Below are 17,238 nucleotides of genomic sequence, written 5' to 3'. Positions count from 1 at the left end.
TGTAAAATCTATTGTCTATATCGTTCAATAGTTTTTGTTTATCGGTCACGCGCGAAAATGTCGCCGCCTCCCATTGTTTTAACCAGGGCCAGCATCGCCTTGGCGGTCGGCGGTTGGGGCTCACGGTCGGCGATCACCAGACCAACGGAATGGGAAACTTCCGGCGCCACCAGGTCGAGCGCCTGGGCGCTAGTCGGCAGGTCGAGCATATCCAGAACATGGCGCGGCACGATGCCGGCCCATTTCCCAGTTTTAACGTGCAGCCCAATATCGGCCAGATCGTTGGTTTCGATCTGGGGTGTCGGCTGGCAGCCGGCGGCGGCGAATGCGGCGTCGATGATGCGCCGGTTCTGCATGTCGGGTGACAGCAGGCAGAGCGGTAGCGCGGCCGCCTCGCGCCATGAGATCGTCGTCGCTCCGGGCCCAGGATGATCCAAAATGGCGTGCACGAGACAATAATATTCGCGGTAGAGCGGCGCCGATTTCATCCGCGGCATGGGGTCGTTGTCGAGATAGGTGATTCCGAGATCGATCTCGAAATTGTCGAGGCGCTGCTGGATTTCAAGTGAACTCATGGCCCGCGCGGCGATTGAAACATCGGGATAGGATTCGCAAAACGGCAAGGTCAAGCGCGAGACTGCCGGCAGCGCGGTGGGAACGACGCCGATCCGGAGACGGCCATGCAGGCTGCCGCGCATTTCGCTCAACTCCTGCACCATCGCGTCCTGATCGGCGACAATGCGCTCGGCCCATTCGAGAACTCGTTGGCCTTCGGCGGTGAAGCCCAAAAATTGCTGCCCGCGCATAACGACGGGAACGCCCAGTTCATCCTCTAGCCGGCGGATCGCGGTCGAGAGTGTCGGCTGGGCGACATTGCAGCGCTTGGCAGCGCGGCCGAAATGGCGCTCCTGGGCGAGGGCGATGAGATAGCTGAATTGTTTGAAATTCACTTGGTGTTACGCGTCCGCAGACGGCGACTCGACCCGCACCAGGGTAACGGCATGGGCGTTGATCGATTGTTTGCCGGCGTTTTCAAACGTCGCGGTGAGGCGCGCGCCATGCGCCGATTGAACCCGCCCCAGCCCCCATTCAGGGCGCTCCGGATGCCGGACAAAATCACCGGGGGCGAAATGGCTGGAGTCTTCGAGACTGGGCATGTCGGCAGGATAGCCTGCAATCCGGGGCCGGTCGATGCAAGCGCGGCTGGCGGCCTGGTGCTATCCTCCGGTCTAGTATGGCCTATCCCTTTTGAGGGGTCGATTTTACTGCCGGCACTTTCTAGTATCGCTTCAGCGGACAGGAAGCCGCCGAAGCCGGAGCGCAAATTTAGACGGGAAGGCCATGACAAATTCTTCTTCTTCATTCGATCTTGAACTGGCGGGGCTGTTGAGCGCGCGTCTGTGTCACGATCTTGCGGGGCCGGTGGGCGCGGCCAACAATGGTGCCGAGCTGCTCAGTGAAGGCGGCGCTGAAGGCATGGAGGATGCGCGCGAGTTGATCTCGAGCTGCGCCGGCCAGGCAGTCCGCCGTTTACGCTTCTACCGCCTCGCCTATGGCAGCCATCACGGCTGGATGGATTGGTCCGGCGCGATGCAGACCGGCGCGGCGATGCTGGCCGATTCGAAAATCAATTTCGCCTGGCAGGGCGCCTATGAAGGCGCCGAGGATCAAGATATCGCCGGTGCCGGAAAATTGGCGCTGAATCTGATGCTGCTTGCCGCCAACGCGCTGCCGCGCGGTGGGCAGTTGAATTTTGTCGCCGCCGGAGAGGCGTGCGGCCCGCGCATTACCATTCGCGGCACCGGAGGCATGGTCATTCTCGACGATTTATCAGCGGATGCGCTGGCCGGCGGCTGCCGCCGCGATCGCGCGGTGCTGCGAGAGCTGAATGCGCGCGTCGTGCAGCCCTACCTCACCGGCATGTTGGCGGCAGATCTCGGGCTTTCGGTACGTGCCGAAGCAACCGGCGAGGGGCAGTTTGAAGTCTCGACAGTTCACGCCTGATCGCGGCTCGCGGTAGCTAAGCACCATATTTCTGCGGACCCATGAGCCGCTTAGACAGCCGGATTTGCCGCATGTGATCCAGCGCGGCGGTATCCGACAGCAGCTGCCGTGAGGTCCAGTCGGTGGATCACATGTCGTTTGGTCGGCAGCAATTGTTCGTGGGACACCGCTCTCAGAACTGAAAATTTTGGCCTGATCATCTGATTGCCGCCATAAAAAAAACGGCGCTCATTAAAAGCGCCGTTTTGCTCATGCGATCAACCGCCTGTCAGGCAACGCTGCGCACCTCTTCATCAGTTTGGCTGGGCTCCTTTAACACATAGCCGCGGCCCCAAACGGTGTGAATATAGTTATCGTCGCCGGTCGCCGAAGATAATTTTTTGCGTAACTTACAGACGAACACATCGATTATCTTCAGTTCCGGCTCATCGATGCCGCCTTACAAATGATTGAGAAACATCTCTTTGGTCAGTGTCGTGCCTTTGCGGAGCGACAGCAGTTCGATGATGCCATATTCCTTGGCGGTCAAATGGATCGGTTGATTATCGATCTCGACCGAGCGCTGTTCGAGATTAACTGTCAGGCGTCCTGTGCGAATGAGAGACTCCGCATGGCCTTTGGAGCGCCGCACGATCGCTTGAATGCGTGCCATCAGCTCGCCGCGATCAAACGGTTTGGTGAGATAGTCGTCGGCGCCAAAGCCGAAGCCTTTGATCTTTTCGTCGGGCGCCGAAAGGCCGGACAATATCAAGATCGGCGTTGTCACCCTGGCGGCACGCAGGCGGCGCAGCACTTCATATCCGTCGATATCGGGCAGCATCAGGTCGAGTATGATGATGTCGTAATCGTACAGCTTGCCGATTTCGAGGCCGTCCTCGCCTAAATCGGTGGTGTCGCACACATAGCCATCGTTAAGCAGGATCGCCTTGATGCTCTGCGCCATTGCTGAATCGTCTTCGACCAAGAGTACCCGCATGTGTGCTGACTTTCGCTTTTGGGTGCCGCGCTTGATTAACTATAAATCTGCGGGCTTGGTTAACAATATGTCTATGAGACACCATTCCCTCTTAAGAATCCATTAACGACGGCATAAACCCACAATGAGGGTTCGCCGGTAGCCTTGATTCTTGAGCCTTTACCGCAAGTTAATGCAATTCCGGATACAGTCGAAATCAGCGGTGTGGTGTTACTTTTCCGAACGCCGCTATCTGGTGTGACCAATGTGGCGGGCGATTGGTGAGCGAGGCGGCAAACAGAATCGTCGGCGAGATAGAACGTCTGCCCGGCATGCAGTCCTATGGCAGAGTGTCTGCCGTGCAGGGCATGTCGGTTTCCTGCGCCGGCCTTCAGGGAAGTCTAACGATTGGCGCCAGATGCACGATTGTCGCGCGCGGTGGACGCCGCATTCCGTGCGAAGTGATCGGATTTCAGAGCGCCGCCGCCGTGCTTATGCCGTTCGGGACCCTCGATGGCGTGGGGTTGGGCTGCAAGGTGATGCTCGGCGAGCTCGACCCGCTAATTTTTCCCGATCGCAGCTGGCTCGGTCGGGTGATAAACGCGTTCGGCGAACCGATCGACGGGCGCGGACCGCTGTCCATAGGCGGCCGGGGCTATTCTATGCGACGCTCGCCGCCACCGGCGCATGAACGCCGACGGGTTGGTGCGAAAATTGACCTCGGCATCCGCGCTCTCAACGCTTTCGTCACATGCTGCAAGGGCCAGCGCATGGGAATCTTCGCCGGCTCCGGCGTCGGCAAGTCGGTTCTCCTTTCTATGCTGGCGCGCTTTACCGCGTCCGACGTTGCGGTCATCGGCATGATCGGCGAGCGCGGCCGGGAGGTTCAGGAGTTCATCGAAGACAATCTCGGTGTAGAGGGACTGGCGCGCAGCGTTGTGGTCGTTGCGACCTCCGACGAATCAGCCTTGATGCGCCGTCAGGCAGCGCATTTAACGCTTACGATCGCCGAATATTTCCGCGATCTCGACGATAGCGTGCTGTGCTTGATGGACAGCATCACTCGCTTTGCCATGGCGCAGCGCGAAATTGGCCTTTCGGCCGGCGAGCCGCCGGCAAGCAAAGGCTACACGCCGACCGTTTTCGCCGAACTACCAAAACTCTTGGAACGCGCGGGCCCGGGCTCCGGCAAGGGAACAATCACTGGCCTGTTTACGGTCCTCGTCGAAGGCGACGATCACAACGAGCCGATCTCCGACGCGGTGCGCGGAATTTTGGATGGCCATATCGTGCTTGACCGCGCTATTGCCGAGCGCGGCCGCTACCCTGCGATCAACATCCTGCGCAGCTTGTCTCGGACCATGCCTGGCTGTAACAGCGATGCGGAAAACGAGGTCATTCAACATGCCCGGCGTTTGATCGCGACCTATGAGGACATGGCTGAGATGATTCGCCTCGGCGCGTACCGCGAGGGTAGCGACCCATTGGTGGACGAAGCAATCCACTATCACGCTCTTTTGGAGCAGTTTCTGTCGCAGGACGCGCGGGAACGGGTGGAAATGGATGTCTGCCACCGCGATCTGGCGGAAATCTTCGTGCCGCCCGAGAGCGAGAATGCTATGCCGGACGGTAAGGCTTGATGGAAGGCATCGCCACGCTCGTTCGTATTTATCGCACCCGGTTGAACGACGCTCGCCGGGCGCTGGCCGATCTAAACCGCGAGAGAGACATCATCCTTGGCGAATCTGCCCGCCTGGTGGGTCAGGTGGCCGCGGAAAAACTGATCGCGGCTACGTCGTGGGAAGCGAATACCGCCTTTGCCAATTTTTTGAATGTCATGACGACACGTCGGGCTGCTATGAACTTTCAGCTCAATGACGTCGAGGGGCGCCTCGGCGAGGCAAATGACTATATCGCCACGCTGTTCCGCGAGCTCAAAAAGTATGAATTGACCCAGGCGCAGCGGGAGTTGGAAAAGACCCGCGAGGCCGACCGGCGCGAGCAGATCGAACTCGACGAATTGGGCCTCGATATGTACCGGCGACGGGAAGCGGCGCGCTAGACAGCGCGCGTCAGCGGCCAGCCGTTACGCCAAAATGCCCTGCGCTTCTGTGCCGAGCAGCCCGTCTTCAAGGGGCGCCACAGGGAATTTGTCGCAAATTTGAAAGCCTATCTTGCCGATTATGCCGGCCCGCGCCGCCGATGCCCCGACCAGAAGCCGGAGGTTCGATTGCCACGTCGCTGGCAGTGCAGTCGTGCAGCGCATCACCAAGTCGAGTGTGTCGGCTGCCATCAGCCCGTCGAGTTGGATCGGGCCCAAGGCGGGCAATTCAGTTTCGACGATGAAACGGCGCAGTTTCGCCTTTGGTTCGGTCTCTTCAGGCGCGCCATCGCGGCGCGTAAAAATGCGCAATTGATGGTACTGGCCGCCAACGATGAGCGGCGCGAACAGGCCTTGCCAAGCCCCCGGCCCAGGGTCGAGGGCAAAGCGTTCTAGGTGCGCCATATCCTGGTGCAACGCGCGGGCTAGCGGCCCGAGGCGCGGCTGGCTCAACAGGCTGAGCGCTAGGGCGCGGCCCAGCAGTGGCTCCAGTCCGCCGCTGCGTAAAGTGGCAATAAAGGTGATAAGTGCCCGCGTCAGTCCCGCTCCTGGGCGCGGTAGGGCGGCGGCGAGGGCGCCCTGCGCGGGGTTTTTCCCGCCGGCCTCGTTCAGCAATTTCTCGAGGCCGGTCCAGCGATGGCTCAGCGCTGCCGCTGCGGCGCCTTGGGCCGCGGCTGCGGTCGGCGGTGCCGCAGTGGCAGGCGCTGGAGGTGTGAGCGCAATTAATTTTAATTGTGGGCGCGTCGGCATACCGGCCAATTCAAATAAGAAGCTTCCGCCGGCCGGAAACGGTGTCCGCGGGGTCAATGTGAGGACGCCAAATGGGGTGCGAATTTGCTGTTGGCCATTGGCCTGGAGCGCCATCGCGACACCACTCAAGCGCGCGCCAGTGGCCAAAGTGCCAAGCGCTGCGGGGAGCGGCCCGGTGATCGCGGAAACGCGCCCGGTAGTCGCCGCCGTGGTGGCGATCTGCGGAAGTGAAGCTGGAGAAAACGATCCGAGAAATGCCATCGCCTAGCGCCGCGCCGTCATGAGGGCGCGCGCGCGTCTAGTGGGGCAGGGACCGCGACCCTAAACCTGGCCCAGGGTCTTAAGCTTGATCTTGGGATGAATTTCATTTTGCGACATGACCGGCGTTGCGGGACGAAAACGCTCAACGATGGAGCGGACATATGGGCGAATTGCAGGGCTGGTGAGCAATACAGGCAACTCGCCCAGCATGGCGTGGCGCTCGAACGAACTGCGGACAAGACCGATAAATTCCTGCAGCCGGCTGGGCGCCATCGAGAGCTGCTTGTCCTCGCCATTGCCGACTAGGCTTTCAGCGAAGGCTTCTTCCCAGTCCGGCGAGAGTGTGAGTAAGGGCAAAACGCCCTCGCCATCGGCGTTGGCGGCGCAGATCTGACGGGCCAATCGGGCGCGTACCATTTCGGTAATATATGTGACGTTCTGGGTGTGGCCGACTGCCTCGGCGATGCCCTCCAATATCGTTGGCAGATCGCGGATAGAGACGCGCTCGCGCAGCAGGTTCTGCAATATCCGCTGTACCGCACCACCGGTTATTTGCGCCGGAACCAGATCGTCGACCAGCTTGCGTTGATCGTCTTCCAAATCGTCCAGTAGCTTGCGAGTTTCGGCATAGGACAGCAGCTCCGCCATATTGTCCTTTACCGTCTCGGTAATATGGGTGGTGATGACGGTCGCCGGATCGACCACCGTGTAGCCGCGGAACATCGCCTCTTCACGTTCGCTGTGATTAATCCATTTCGCCGGCATGCCGAAGGTCGGCTCCTGTGTCTCTTCGCCTGGTAGGGAGATCGATTCGCCGCCTGGGTCCATCGTCAGCAGCATATGCGGGCGCAGTTCGCCATGCCCTGCTTCGATGTCCTTGACGCGCAGGATGTAGGAGTTCGATCCGAGTTGCATATTGTCCTGAATGCGCACCGAGGGCATGACGAAACCCATTTCGTTGGCGATCTGTCGGCGCAGCGCCTTGATTTGCTCGGTCAGCCGCTGACCTTGCTGTTCATCGATCAAGCTCAACAGTCCATAGCCAAGTTCCAGGCGCAAGGCATCGATTTGCAGCGCGCTGCCAATCAGAGATTCGGGTTGCTCGGGTTGGTCATTTTCAAGACCCTCGTTGTGCGCCTCCGCCAACCGCCGATGATTGGCCCCATGGGCACGCCAGGCGATAAACCCAGCCACTGCAGCAAGGATCAAAAACGGCAGCATGGGAATTCCGGGAAGCAATGCCAGGGCCACGAGAAGGCCGGCCGTCATCGCGATGGCGCGCGGATAGGCGCTCAGTTGGCCGAATATCAATTTGTCGGCGGAACCGCTGATGCCGGCCTTGGTGACCAGCAGGCCGGCGGCGGTTGAGATGATCAGCGCGGGTATCTGCGAGACCAGGCCGTCGCCGATGGTCAACATCGTGAATGTCTGCGCCGCATCGGCGAAACTCATGCCGTTTTGCGACACGCCGACAATCATGCCGCCGATCACATTGATAAACGTGATCAGCAGGCCGGCAATGGCGTCGCCGCGCACGAATTTCGATGCGCCGTCCATCGACCCGAAGAAACTGCTTTCACCTTCCAAATCCAGCCGGCGTTGGCGGGCTTCTTCTTCGCCGATAAGGCCGGCCGAGAGGTCTGCGTCGATCGCCATCTGTTTGCCCGGCATCGCATCCAGACTGAAGCGCGCTGAGACTTCGGCAATGCGTCCGGCGCCTTTGGTAATGACGATGAAATTGACGATCACAAGAATGGCAAAAACGATGATGCCGATGACAAAGCTTCCGCCCATCACGAATCCGCCGAAGGCCTGAATAACTTGGCCGGCGGCGGCGGGCCCTTCATAACCGTGGGTAAGGATCAGCCGCGTCGAGGCGAGGTTGAGGGCCAAACGCAACATCGTCGCGATCAATAAGATCGTCGGAAAGGCGCTGAGGTCGAGCGGCTTCTCGATGAACAGCACGGTCAGCAGGACCAGGGCGGATATCGCAAGCGATAGCGCCAGGCTGATATCGAGCAACCAACTCGGCATCGGCATAATGAGAATGACGAGAATCGAAATGACGCCAAGCGCTAAGGCGACATCTCCGCGTTTAAAGCTTTCGAGCAGGGCCAAGCCCGGTGCGCTGGCGTCTGGCGGTGCACCGTTCAGATTAGCCATGCGATTGTCCGCGCGCGAAACGTGTCCTGCCCCCCTATAACTGTGCCACGTAATTCGTGATATTTTACGAAGATGAGGAGGTATTTGGATGGCAAGGAAACGATATTCCGATGAGGATGTATTGAACCTGCTGCGTCAGATTGAGCTCGGTCTGGCGTCTGGCAGCAGTGTCGAGATGGCTTGCCGATCGGCAGGCATCAGCGACGCGACATACTATAATTGGCGCAAAAGGTACGGTGGGATGGGCAAGTCCCAGCTTCAGGAGCTCAAGGGCCTTGAGAAGGAGAACTCCCGCCTCAAGAGAATTGTCGCGGACCTTGAACTGGACAAGCTGATCCTGAGGGAGAGCCTCGATTACCTAAAGCCGAAGGTCTGACGATTGCCGATCTGCGTCAGGCCCTAATCCATGTGCGTCAGAAACTCGGATCATCCGAGCGGCGGGCTTGCAAAACGATCGGCGTGGCACGGTCCACACAGCGCTATGAGGCATCCCCTGGAAATGATGACAGCCTTCGGCTGGCTTTGATCAGATTGGCAAAGCAGTATGGCCGCTATGGCTACAGGAAGATTGCCGAGTTGCTTCGCATTGAAGGCTGGCAAGTCAATCACAAGAAGGTCGAACGGCTGTGGCGGGAAGAGGGTCTCCAGATACCGCAGCGTCACAGGAAGCGGAAGCGCCTCTATCACAAGGACAGTTCTGTCATCCGGCTACGCCCCAAGTACCGGAACCATATCTGGAGCATAGACTTCGTCCATGACAAGCTGGCCAGCGGCCGGCCCTACAAGATGTTGACCGTACTGGATGAGTACACCCGCGAAGCCCTGTGCGTGGCCGTGAGGACTCGAATGGGCAATGCGGAGGTTCTGGAAGCCCTCTATCCGCTCTTCTTGAAACACGGCAGACCAGAGTTCATCAGATCAGACAATGGTCCTGAGTTCATTGCAGAGAACTTCCAGACCTGGCTTACCAAGGTTGGGATCAAACCCATCCGTATCTATCCGGGGAGCCCGTGGGAGAACGGTTACAACGAGCGCTTCAACGGCACCCTGCGCAGGGAGGTTTTGAATGCTGAGTGGTTTACTTCAATCAAACAGGCTCAAATCGTCATCCAAACCTGGCTGAAACAGTACAATCACATCCGTCCGCATCAGGCTCTGAACATGCGTCCACCGGTGCCCGAAACTCTATCAGAAAATGGTACATAGAGAGGGGGCTTTACACCCTAAATCAATGTCGAGCGCATCGACCATCGTTCCCGACGAATCGGTGACGGCAATGCGCACCGTCCCACTGCCCTGAAAGACATCCGCCGGCGCCGTCGGAAGGGTTCCGGTCAGGCTGGTCGGTCCGGGAAAGCTTGCGCCCTGATTGTGGACTGCGTTGATTTCATCACGCGCGACGCGGACGAATTCATCCAAGGTCAAGGACAGATCGGCGAGTTCGCGATCGCGGGTTTGTAGCAAGCCCGCGATCCGCCCTGCGCGCAAAGTCGTGGTGACGTTTGTACTCGTCCCTGACGAGGCGATTTGATCGCCCGTGCCGACAGTGCCGCCATTTGGGTCGAGCGAGAACACGCTAATTTCGCCGAACGTTGTGGTTGATGTGGCGATGGATGCTGGCGAGTAGGTCATCTCGCGACGCCGGTCACTTAACAACAACGTGCCGGAGCGGGTACTGATGGTGATCTTGCCGTCCGAGCGCTGGACGGCTGTAATATCAATCTCTTTCGCCACGCCTTGGATGGCCAAGTCACGTTGATCTTCGAGATCGCCAATAGGGTGGCCGGAGGAGGCCGCCAGACTAATCAGGCCGTTCAAGTTTTCGACCTTTTTCAGAAATTCATTAACTCTATCGGTCGCGGCCTTGATTTCCTGGTCTGCGGCAAAGCGAAGATTCTGGATATCAGTGGCGACCGACGCGGCGCTGTCGGCAAAGAGTGTCGACGTAGAGACGATATCGAAGCGCAGCGCGGCGTTCTCTGGATTGTTGGCCATCGCTTCGAAGGAGGACATGATGTCCGAGAAAAAATCCGAGACCGAACTATCGCTACCCGGCGCGCCGAACAGATTGCTGGTTAAGCGGTAAAATTCATCAATCGCCGCGGCTTTGTTGAATTCCGACGTTTCGTTGCGCAGCTGGGTGCCGAGAAATTGATTGGCCAGACGGGTTGCAGCATCGAGATTGACGCCGTTGCTGACGCCGCCGATCACAATCGCGGACTGGTGGGTGACCTTTCGCGAATAGCCTTCTGTATTCGCGTTGGCCACATTCTGGGCGATTGTGCCCAGGCCCGCCTGTGCCGCGTTGAGCCCGGTGATCGCGTTGTTGATGGCGAGTGAAATGGTCATATGTTTACGCTATCCGGCTTTTCGATGGCCAACGTGGCTAAGCCTGCTGGTCCAACGTCAGCGGCCCAGACCGGCGCCGGGCGAGCTCGTTATTGATCGCCGGTTGGCCGCGTTCGCCATAAGTCCGCGCCGGGTTGCGCTGGCGGGCGATTTCATCGGCGATAACGTTGATGACGTCTTCATTGACCTCGCGTGCCGCTTTCAGAGCGCGCTGATTGTCGGCGATGACACCGCGCAGAACTTGCGTGCTGTGGCCAAGTTCGGCGGCCAGTTCCGGCGGAATTTTCTTGAGCTCGATCGCGTCGTCCTTAAGCGCCCGCAGACGGCTTTCATAAATGTTGGTGAGCTCCGCCTTCTCACCTTGCAGAGGGACAATATCTTTCGGTCGCATGGCGCGAAGTGCTGCGATTTCCGCCATCAACAAATCCGTCAGGCGGCGCGTGATGGCGATCAAGCCCGAGATATCCTCGGGCAGTGGGGGATAGGGGGTCTGGCTCATGCTGACTCCTGCATTTTGATGATTTCACGTACGACGCTATCGGCAATTCCGATGCCGCCTGTACGCGCAATGGATTTTCCGACTTCCTGGTTGAGAAGGGAGCGGTACACATCTTCGCCGTGGCCGCCACCGAATACGCCGTCGGTTTCGATGCCCGAGAACATTGTTTCGACAAACATGCTGATGAAAAACGCCTCAAAATCTTCGGCGACCTTGCGCGCCTGCGCGGTTCCTTTGCCGCTGCCTGCCACGTCGGCTGGCGATACGGTGCTCGCCTGTACGGGCATCACCCGGAGTTGCGTCACATCCATCACAGCACCTGAATTTCTGCCTGCAGCGCGCCCGCTGCCTTGATCGCTTGGAGGATTGACATCATGTCGCGCGGGCCGACGCCGAGCGAATTGAGACCGGCCACCAGGTCCTGCAGGTTGATGCCGTCTTGCACCAATGTCAGGCTATTGTCGCTGCCGTCATCGACAGTGATTTCGCTACGCTGAACTGTAGTGGTGGCGGCACCAGCGGGTGAAAATGCGCCGGGTTGTGAGACCTGCGGCGTTTCGGAAACCTGAATGGTCAAATTACCATGTGCGATGGCGATCGTATTGATGCGCACATTTTCGCCCATGACGATGACGCCAGTGGTCTCGTCGATGACTACCCGCGCGGGCATATCCGGTTCGACCATGAGCTGTTCGATATGGGTGAGCAACTCGGCGACGCGTCCCTGATAAGCGTTGGGAACACGAAGCGCCACAGTTCCCGGATCGACCAGCGCAGCAAAATTACTGCCAAGGCGGGTGTTGATCGACGCAGCGATGCGTTGAGCCGTGGTGAAGTCAGGGTTGCGCAGCGCGATGTTGACGTTCTTCATTGCAGCCAGTTTGAACTCGATTTCACGTTCGATGATGGCGCCACTTGAAATGCGGCCGCTGGTCGGCACGCCTCTCGTGATTGTGGTGCCGGACGCGCCCTGCGCGGTAAAGCCGCCAACCGCCAACTGCCCCTGAGCCACGGCATAGACCTCGCCGTCGGCGCCTAAGAGTGGCGTCACCAGCAGGGTGCCGCCGAGTAGATTGGTGGCGTCACCCATCGTGCTGACGGTGACATCGATACGTGTGCCATGCCGGGAAAATGCCGACATTGTTGCCGTAACCATGACCGCCGCAACATTTTGTGTCGTCAGTGTGGTGCCTCGCGTGTTGACGCCAAGGCGCTCCAACATGCTGACCAGGCTTTGTTGAGTGAAAATAGAGTTCGTCAAACGGTCGCCAGAACCGTTGAGGCCAACCACTAGGCCATACCCGATCAACAAGTTGGCGCGAATGCCCTCGAAATCGGTGATATCCTTGATTCTCGAACGGGCCTCGGACGGCTGTGCAGAAAGCATCAACAGAATAACGCCCGCCGCAAATACGGATATGAAAGAGGCGAAGACCCGGTTGTGGCACTGTTTCATCTAATTTCTCTGGTCCAACGGTTCGCGCTATTGCATTACTTTCACCTAGCGATGCGAATGCCGTGCCATCGCCATGCCGGGCGGTAAGTATTTGAAAAAATAGAGTTAAATTTGAGCGCGGCGGGGCCCGGCGGCGCGACGCGGCAATCCATGCCGGGCCGCGGAATATTCTGCCCAGGCGTGCAGCGCTGTTTACGCCCTGTTAACCCTAGAGGCCGCAAACTAAACGCGGCAAAACTTGTTTAGGGGCCGAAATGCGAATTCCTTCAGTCGGACCGTCCCGCGCGTCCTCGACGAAACGCGGACGGCGCGCGGAATCGAAATTCGGAGATTCCTTTTCACCACAGGGCACCCCGGCTGCGGCAGCGGCGCCGGTGGCTAGCGGCAGCTCGCCGTCAGTGCCAATTTCCGCCATGCTGGCGCTGCAGGATATTGCTGATTCAACCGAGCGCGGCGCAAAAGAATTTTCCCGCGGCGTGAATATTTTGCAGCATCTCGACAGGATTCGCCTTGGTTTGCTGGGCGGCGGAATCCCGCGCCAAACCCTGCAACGCCTCACCACAGAACTGAATGCCACGCGCTCCGAGACGGCCGATCCTCGTCTTCGTGCCATTTTGGATGAGATCGATTTGCGCGCACGCGTCGAAATCGCCAAATATGACCGTGGCGCGTAGTTAATTTCTCCATCTAACTATTTGAAGTAACACAATAAAAAATCTCTGCCCGGAAGATTTACTGAATCGACAACAGTATCTTGTGGAGTGGCCCTCGGATTCCTATACTCCGCGCCCGTCAGGACGCTTTGATTAGGGATGAGTCGAATACCGTGGCGCGTAAGAAAACCGTAACTGTTCCAAAGAGCTACAAACCGACAAAGAGCGAAGCGTTCATGAGTCCGGTGATGAAGAAGTACTTCCACCAGAAACTCCTGGATTGGAAAACTGAGATACTTGAGGACACCGGAACGACACTCGAAAAACTGAAGACCGAAACCCTTCAGGAAGCGGATTTGGCCGATCGCGCGGCGTCAGAAACGGAGCGCTCCGTGGAACTCAGAACCCGCGAACGGGCGCGCAAACTGATCTCCAAGATCGAATCTGCAATTCAGCGCATCGACAACAACACCTACGGCTATTGCGAAGAAACACAGGAGCCGATCAGCATCAAACGCCTCGAGGCGCGTCCCATCGCGACTCTCACTATCGAGGCGCAGGAAATGCACGAGCGCCACGAAAAAACCCACCGCGACGATTAGCGTCTGGTGTCGATGCGCCCGATCGGTCAAACAGTAACCGGCCCCCGAATTTAATCGCGGGCCGGTTTTGTTTTGGCTACGGCGCGGTTTTCTAGAACGGGTAGATAATATCGAATAGCTGCACACCGTAACGCGGCTGCTGCATATCGGTCAGCACACCGCGGCCGCCATAAACCACGCGCGCTTCGGCCATTTTGCTGTAGTCGATGGTGTTGGTGGAGCTGATATCCTCCGGCCGCACCACGCCGGTTATCCACAGTTCACGCACCTCAAAGTTAACTCGCATTTCCTGGCGGCCGCGCAGAACCAGGTTTCCGTTGGGTAGAACTTGGGTGACGATGCCGGCGACCGTCAGCGTGATCACCTCGTCGCGGACGACGGTGCCATCTCCTGTTGTCGATTTTGTCGAATTGATATCGGCTAGATCTCCCGGCGTGACCGCCTCGGGTAGGAGCACATCCAGGCTGCTCTCAAAGCCGAGCAGTTTGGTGATGTCATTGTCTTCATCGTTGGTGCGGTTCTGTTCGGTTCTGTTGTTGAGTGTTGCGTTATCGTTGATGGCGATATTTACGGTGACGATATCGCCGACGGTGGAGGCGCGCTGATCCTTGAAGAACGCTTTGGCGCCGGTTCGCCACAGCGAGTTCGGCCGATAGGAGGCTTGTTGCACCCGCGGCATCGGCAGCGTGACCGGCTCATAGTTTGCGTCACGGACGGGATTTTCAATCGGCGTCAATCTCGGCGTTTCTCCGACCTGGCTAAGGCGTTCGATGGTGCTACAGCCAGCGAGGAGGGCGGCGGCTGCGACAAGGCAGCCAAATCGGTACATCGATCTATTGCTCGAACGTTTCATCACCCATTCCTTCAATTGATGCCGATAAGGCCGTTTTGCGAGACGGCGACGGTATCCGGGCCAATTGCCTTGGCCAGGACGATCGACTTGCTTTGCATATTCATGATGCGCATTTCCTGGCCGGCGGCGCCGTCCTCGACGGCACGGCCGAGCGCAATCAGCAGAAGGCCGCGGTTGCGATAAACCATTTTTACCGAGCTTCCTTTGGCGATCAGTATTGGCGTCCTTAGGTCGGCCCGGCGCACTGCCGCGTCCGCCTGGAGTGGCCGCCGGGTGTTCATGCCGACAAGCTCTTCCATACTGGAGACGGTGCCGTTGCCGATCGCGGAAATGCGCAAACGGCGCCACGCCACATCGGCTTTCCTGATTGTTTCACCGCTGTCGATGCGGCGATTCACGACCGGCAGAAGCTCGGTTCGAAATATCCGACCGCTCACACGTAAGTGACGGGCAGACGGGTCATTGGCTGGCGCCGCGATTGTGGCGCGAAATCTCGTTCGTCTGGCATCGGTATCAAAGCTGATGACCTCTACCGCCGCTGCGCCGCCGTACGCGACATGGATCGGTGCGATATGGCTCGATAATTCTATCTCGTAAGCTTCGCCAAACCCGTCCCGGGCGGTAGTCTCCATCAAAGCGGCATAAATTTCCTCGCGACCGATGATGTCACTGAGGCGGTCGATGCGCAGCGTTTCATCACCAAACTGTGGTGTCCAGGAAATGCCTTCGGTCGTCGCCATCTGCCGCAGCTTGGCCGTCGACAGCATCAGACTCTTGCCGGGATTTGGTGCGCGCATGACAATCGTGTCGGCGGCGCCGTTGAGGTTTGAGAATATATCGCCGAGCGTCACAACATTTGCGCTGACAGCAGCGCTTTGGCGAAGCTGCGCCGCGTTGGCACCGTTTGTTGCCAGCAGCAACAACAGCGCGGACAATGCCAACGATAGAATGAAATAAGCTGAATTTCGTGTTTTCATAGTTGATTTCTCCGTCCTAACGCATCTGATTGACGGCGGCCATCATCTCGTCCGATGTGGTGATGACCTTGGAATTAAGTTCGTAGGCGCGTTGCGCCGTAATCAGCGAAGTGATTTCAGCCACCGCGTTGACGTTGGAGGTCTCCAGAAAGCCCTGCAGCAGCGAGCCGAAGCCCGAAGCGCCAGCAATGCCGACGACGGCGGCGCCGGACGCCGGTGTCTCGAGAAACAAATTGTCGCCGATGCCTTCGAGACCCGAATCATTGGGAAACACGTTGAGCTCGAACTAGCCGACATTTTGCGGCGTAACTTGCCCAGCGATCTTCACCTGTACCTGGCCAGATTCATTGACTGTTATGCCGGTCGAATCGGGCGGAATGTTGATACCCGGGCTCACCACATAGCCATCCACCGTGACGACCTGGCCTTGAGCGCTGCGTGAAAACGAGCCGGCTCGGGTGAACGCCTGATCGCGGTTCGGCATTTCGATCTTGAACCAGCCACGGCCCTGAATCGCCACGTCGAGGGTGTTGCCGCTCTGCACCAGATCACCTTGCTCGGTGATCCGGTACACGGATGCGGTCTTCACGCCGGAACCCAATTGCACGCCACTTGGCAAGATGGTGCCGGAGTCAGAAGACTGGGAGCCGATCTGGCGCACGTTCTGGTACAGCAGATCCTGAAATTCTGGGCGCTGACGCTTGAACGCCGTGGTGTTCATGTTGGCAATATTGTTGGAAATGACTTCCACATTTAGCTGCTGAGCCAACATGCCGGTCGCGGCGACACTTAATGAACGCATGGTTTACAATCCTCAATCTAGCCGACGGCTGCAATGTCACGCACGGCGCGGAGCTGCAGGTCATGGTCGGTTTGGGTCAATTTCTGGGTGCCTTGATAGGAACGAAGAACATCGATCATCCGTGTCATTTCGAGGATCGGGTTGACGTTCGAGGTTTCCAGCACACCTTGTTGGATGCGGGTCTCTTCCGATGGTAATTCTGTCGGCGTTTCCTCGGTGGTAAAGAGGCCGCTGGCCGCCTTTTGCAGAGCGCGCTCATTCTCAAATGTCACGATCTTGATGCGGCCGAGGACGCCAGACTCGGCGGACACCGTGCCGTCATTGCTGATCGTGATCACGCCATCGCCGTCTTCTAGGATGATCTCGCTGTCGCCATCGGACATGATTGGCTCACCCGATGCGGTGACCAGCGTCCGGTCTTCATCCAGTTTGAGGTGGCCTCTGCGAGTATAAAGCTCGCCCTCCTCGTCGGCTTTGACAGTGAACCAACCGGGGCCACTGACGGCAATATCAAGGTCGTTGCCGGTGTTGGTGTAGCTGCCGGGGCTCATATTGCGCTGTATTTTGTCCTCCGCCACATAGCTGATCGGGTTACCGTCCGGGCCCGGCAGAAGATATTCCTTAAAAGTTACGCGCTCGCTCTTAAACGCGGGTGTGGTGATGTTGGCGAGATTCTGAGCGATGGCTTCCATTTGCTTGCGCAGAACCATCTGTTTCGACGTTGAAATATATACGGCGCTTGTCATGTATCCGATCCGATTTTGATTGTTGACGCCTAACAGCTTGTATGCAGGCCGCGTGCCAACTGAAATA

Annotated in this window: 16 protein-coding genes and 3 pseudogenes; 6 read left to right on the top strand and 13 right to left on the bottom strand. The window is 58.3% G+C overall.

Going from position 1 to position 17,238, the window contains the following annotated elements; genetic code table 11:
• Nucleotides 1–38 precede the first annotated feature (38 nt).
• Together O3A94_07715 and O3A94_07710 are read right to left on the bottom strand one after the other, a co-directional pair.
• Nucleotides 39–950, bottom strand: a complete 912-nt coding sequence (locus tag O3A94_07715; GenBank protein MDA1356138.1) for a LysR family transcriptional regulator — start codon at nt 948–950, stop codon at nt 39–41.
• Between the two features lie 6 nt (nt 951–956).
• Complete coding sequence (locus O3A94_07710; protein ID MDA1356137.1) at nt 957–1,157, bottom strand: DUF3553 domain-containing protein; 201 nt, start codon at nt 1,155–1,157, stop codon at nt 957–959.
• Nucleotides 1,158–1,341: 184 nt separating this feature from the next.
• On the opposite strand from O3A94_07710, the gene O3A94_07705 reads away from it, so the two are divergent.
• Nucleotides 1,342–2,004 (top strand): histidine phosphotransferase family protein, encoded by a 663-nt coding sequence (locus tag O3A94_07705; GenBank protein ID MDA1356136.1) that lies wholly within the window; start codon nt 1,342–1,344, stop codon nt 2,002–2,004.
• Between the two features lie 268 nt (nt 2,005–2,272).
• Here O3A94_07705 and O3A94_07700 read toward each other — a convergent pair.
• Nucleotides 2,273–2,980: pseudogene (locus tag O3A94_07700) on the bottom strand (response regulator transcription factor).
• Nucleotides 2,981–3,240: 260 nt separating this feature from the next.
• Here O3A94_07700 and fliI point away from each other — a divergent pair.
• On the top strand, nt 3,241–4,599 hold the full coding sequence (fliI, locus tag O3A94_07695; protein ID MDA1356135.1) for a flagellar protein export ATPase FliI: 1,359 nt from the start codon (nt 3,241–3,243) through the stop codon (nt 4,597–4,599).
• Nucleotides 4,599–5,021: a flagellar FliJ family protein gene (locus tag O3A94_07690; protein ID MDA1356134.1), complete on the top strand. Its 423-nt coding sequence runs from the start codon at nt 4,599–4,601 to the stop codon at nt 5,019–5,021. The genes fliI and O3A94_07690 overlap by 1 nt, the downstream gene beginning before the upstream one ends.
• A 24-nt stretch (nt 5,022–5,045) precedes the next feature.
• On the opposite strand, the gene O3A94_07685 is transcribed toward O3A94_07690, so the two are convergent.
• Complete coding sequence (locus tag O3A94_07685) at nt 5,046–6,071, bottom strand: hypothetical protein (protein MDA1356133.1); 1,026 nt, start codon at nt 6,069–6,071, stop codon at nt 5,046–5,048.
• Between the two features lie 60 nt (nt 6,072–6,131).
• Nucleotides 6,132–8,234, bottom strand: coding sequence for a flagellar biosynthesis protein FlhA (gene flhA, locus O3A94_07680; protein MDA1356132.1), 2,103 nt, complete (start codon nt 8,232–8,234; stop codon nt 6,132–6,134).
• Between the two features lie 88 nt (nt 8,235–8,322).
• Here flhA and O3A94_07675 point away from each other — a divergent pair.
• Nucleotides 8,323–9,440 (top strand): annotated as a pseudogene (locus O3A94_07675) (IS3 family transposase).
• Here the strand turns inward: O3A94_07675 and flgK are convergent.
• Genes flgK through O3A94_07655 form a run of 4 tightly spaced genes read right to left on the bottom strand, consistent with a single transcriptional unit; the run spans nt 9,423 to nt 12,469 of the window.
• Nucleotides 9,423–10,583, bottom strand: a complete 1,161-nt coding sequence (gene flgK, locus O3A94_07670) for a flagellar hook-associated protein FlgK (GenBank protein MDA1356131.1) — start codon at nt 10,581–10,583, stop codon at nt 9,423–9,425. The pseudogene O3A94_07675 and the gene flgK overlap by 18 nt on opposite strands.
• 37 nt (nt 10,584–10,620) lie before the next feature.
• Nucleotides 10,621–11,082 carry a hypothetical protein gene (locus O3A94_07665; GenBank protein MDA1356130.1) on the bottom strand — a complete coding sequence of 154 codons (462 nt, stop codon included), beginning with the start codon at nt 11,080–11,082 and terminating at the stop codon, nt 10,621–10,623.
• Nucleotides 11,079–11,393 carry a rod-binding protein gene (locus tag O3A94_07660; GenBank protein MDA1356129.1) on the bottom strand — a complete coding sequence of 105 codons (315 nt, stop codon included), beginning with the start codon at nt 11,391–11,393 and terminating at the stop codon, nt 11,079–11,081. The genes O3A94_07665 and O3A94_07660 overlap by 4 nt, the downstream gene beginning before the upstream one ends.
• Nucleotides 11,393–12,469, bottom strand: coding sequence for a flagellar basal body P-ring protein FlgI (locus O3A94_07655; GenBank protein MDA1356128.1), 1,077 nt, complete (start codon nt 12,467–12,469; stop codon nt 11,393–11,395). The genes O3A94_07660 and O3A94_07655 overlap by 1 nt, the downstream gene beginning before the upstream one ends.
• A 323-nt stretch (nt 12,470–12,792) precedes the next feature.
• Here O3A94_07655 and O3A94_07650 point away from each other — a divergent pair, with 323 nt between their 5' ends.
• Together O3A94_07650 and dksA are read left to right on the top strand one after the other, a co-directional pair.
• A complete protein-coding gene (locus tag O3A94_07650; protein MDA1356127.1) occupies nt 12,793–13,212 on the top strand; it encodes a flagellar assembly regulator FliX in 420 nt (139 codons plus the stop codon).
• 215 nt (nt 13,213–13,427) lie between these two features.
• The gene (dksA, locus tag O3A94_07645) at nt 13,428–13,793 is read left to right on the top strand and encodes an RNA polymerase-binding protein DksA (protein ID MDA1356126.1); all 366 of its coding nucleotides are present in this window, start codon (nt 13,428–13,430) and stop codon (nt 13,791–13,793) included.
• Between the two features lie 91 nt (nt 13,794–13,884).
• Here dksA and flgH read toward each other — a convergent pair whose 3' ends face one another.
• The 4 genes and pseudogenes from flgH to flgF form a co-directional block, all read right to left on the bottom strand.
• The gene (gene flgH, locus O3A94_07640) at nt 13,885–14,646 is read right to left on the bottom strand and encodes a flagellar basal body L-ring protein FlgH (protein MDA1356125.1); all 762 of its coding nucleotides are present in this window, start codon (nt 14,644–14,646) and stop codon (nt 13,885–13,887) included.
• Between the two features lie 11 nt (nt 14,647–14,657).
• The gene (gene flgA / locus O3A94_07635) at nt 14,658–15,623 is read right to left on the bottom strand and encodes a flagellar basal body P-ring formation chaperone FlgA (protein ID MDA1356124.1); all 966 of its coding nucleotides are present in this window, start codon (nt 15,621–15,623) and stop codon (nt 14,658–14,660) included.
• Nucleotides 15,624–15,639: 16 nt separating this feature from the next.
• Nucleotides 15,640–16,425 (bottom strand): annotated as a pseudogene (gene flgG / locus O3A94_07630) (flagellar basal-body rod protein FlgG).
• Nucleotides 16,426–16,442: 17 nt separating this feature from the next.
• Nucleotides 16,443–17,171 carry a flagellar basal-body rod protein FlgF gene (gene flgF, locus O3A94_07625; GenBank protein ID MDA1356123.1) on the bottom strand — a complete coding sequence of 243 codons (729 nt, stop codon included), beginning with the start codon at nt 17,169–17,171 and terminating at the stop codon, nt 16,443–16,445.
• Nucleotides 17,172–17,238 lie beyond the last annotated feature (67 nt).

This window comes from Pseudomonadota bacterium (assembly GCA_027624955.1).
Taxonomy (GTDB): Bacteria; Pseudomonadota; Alphaproteobacteria; order UBA828; family UBA828; genus PTKB01.
This window is presented reverse-complemented; position numbering and strand designations above follow the sequence as displayed.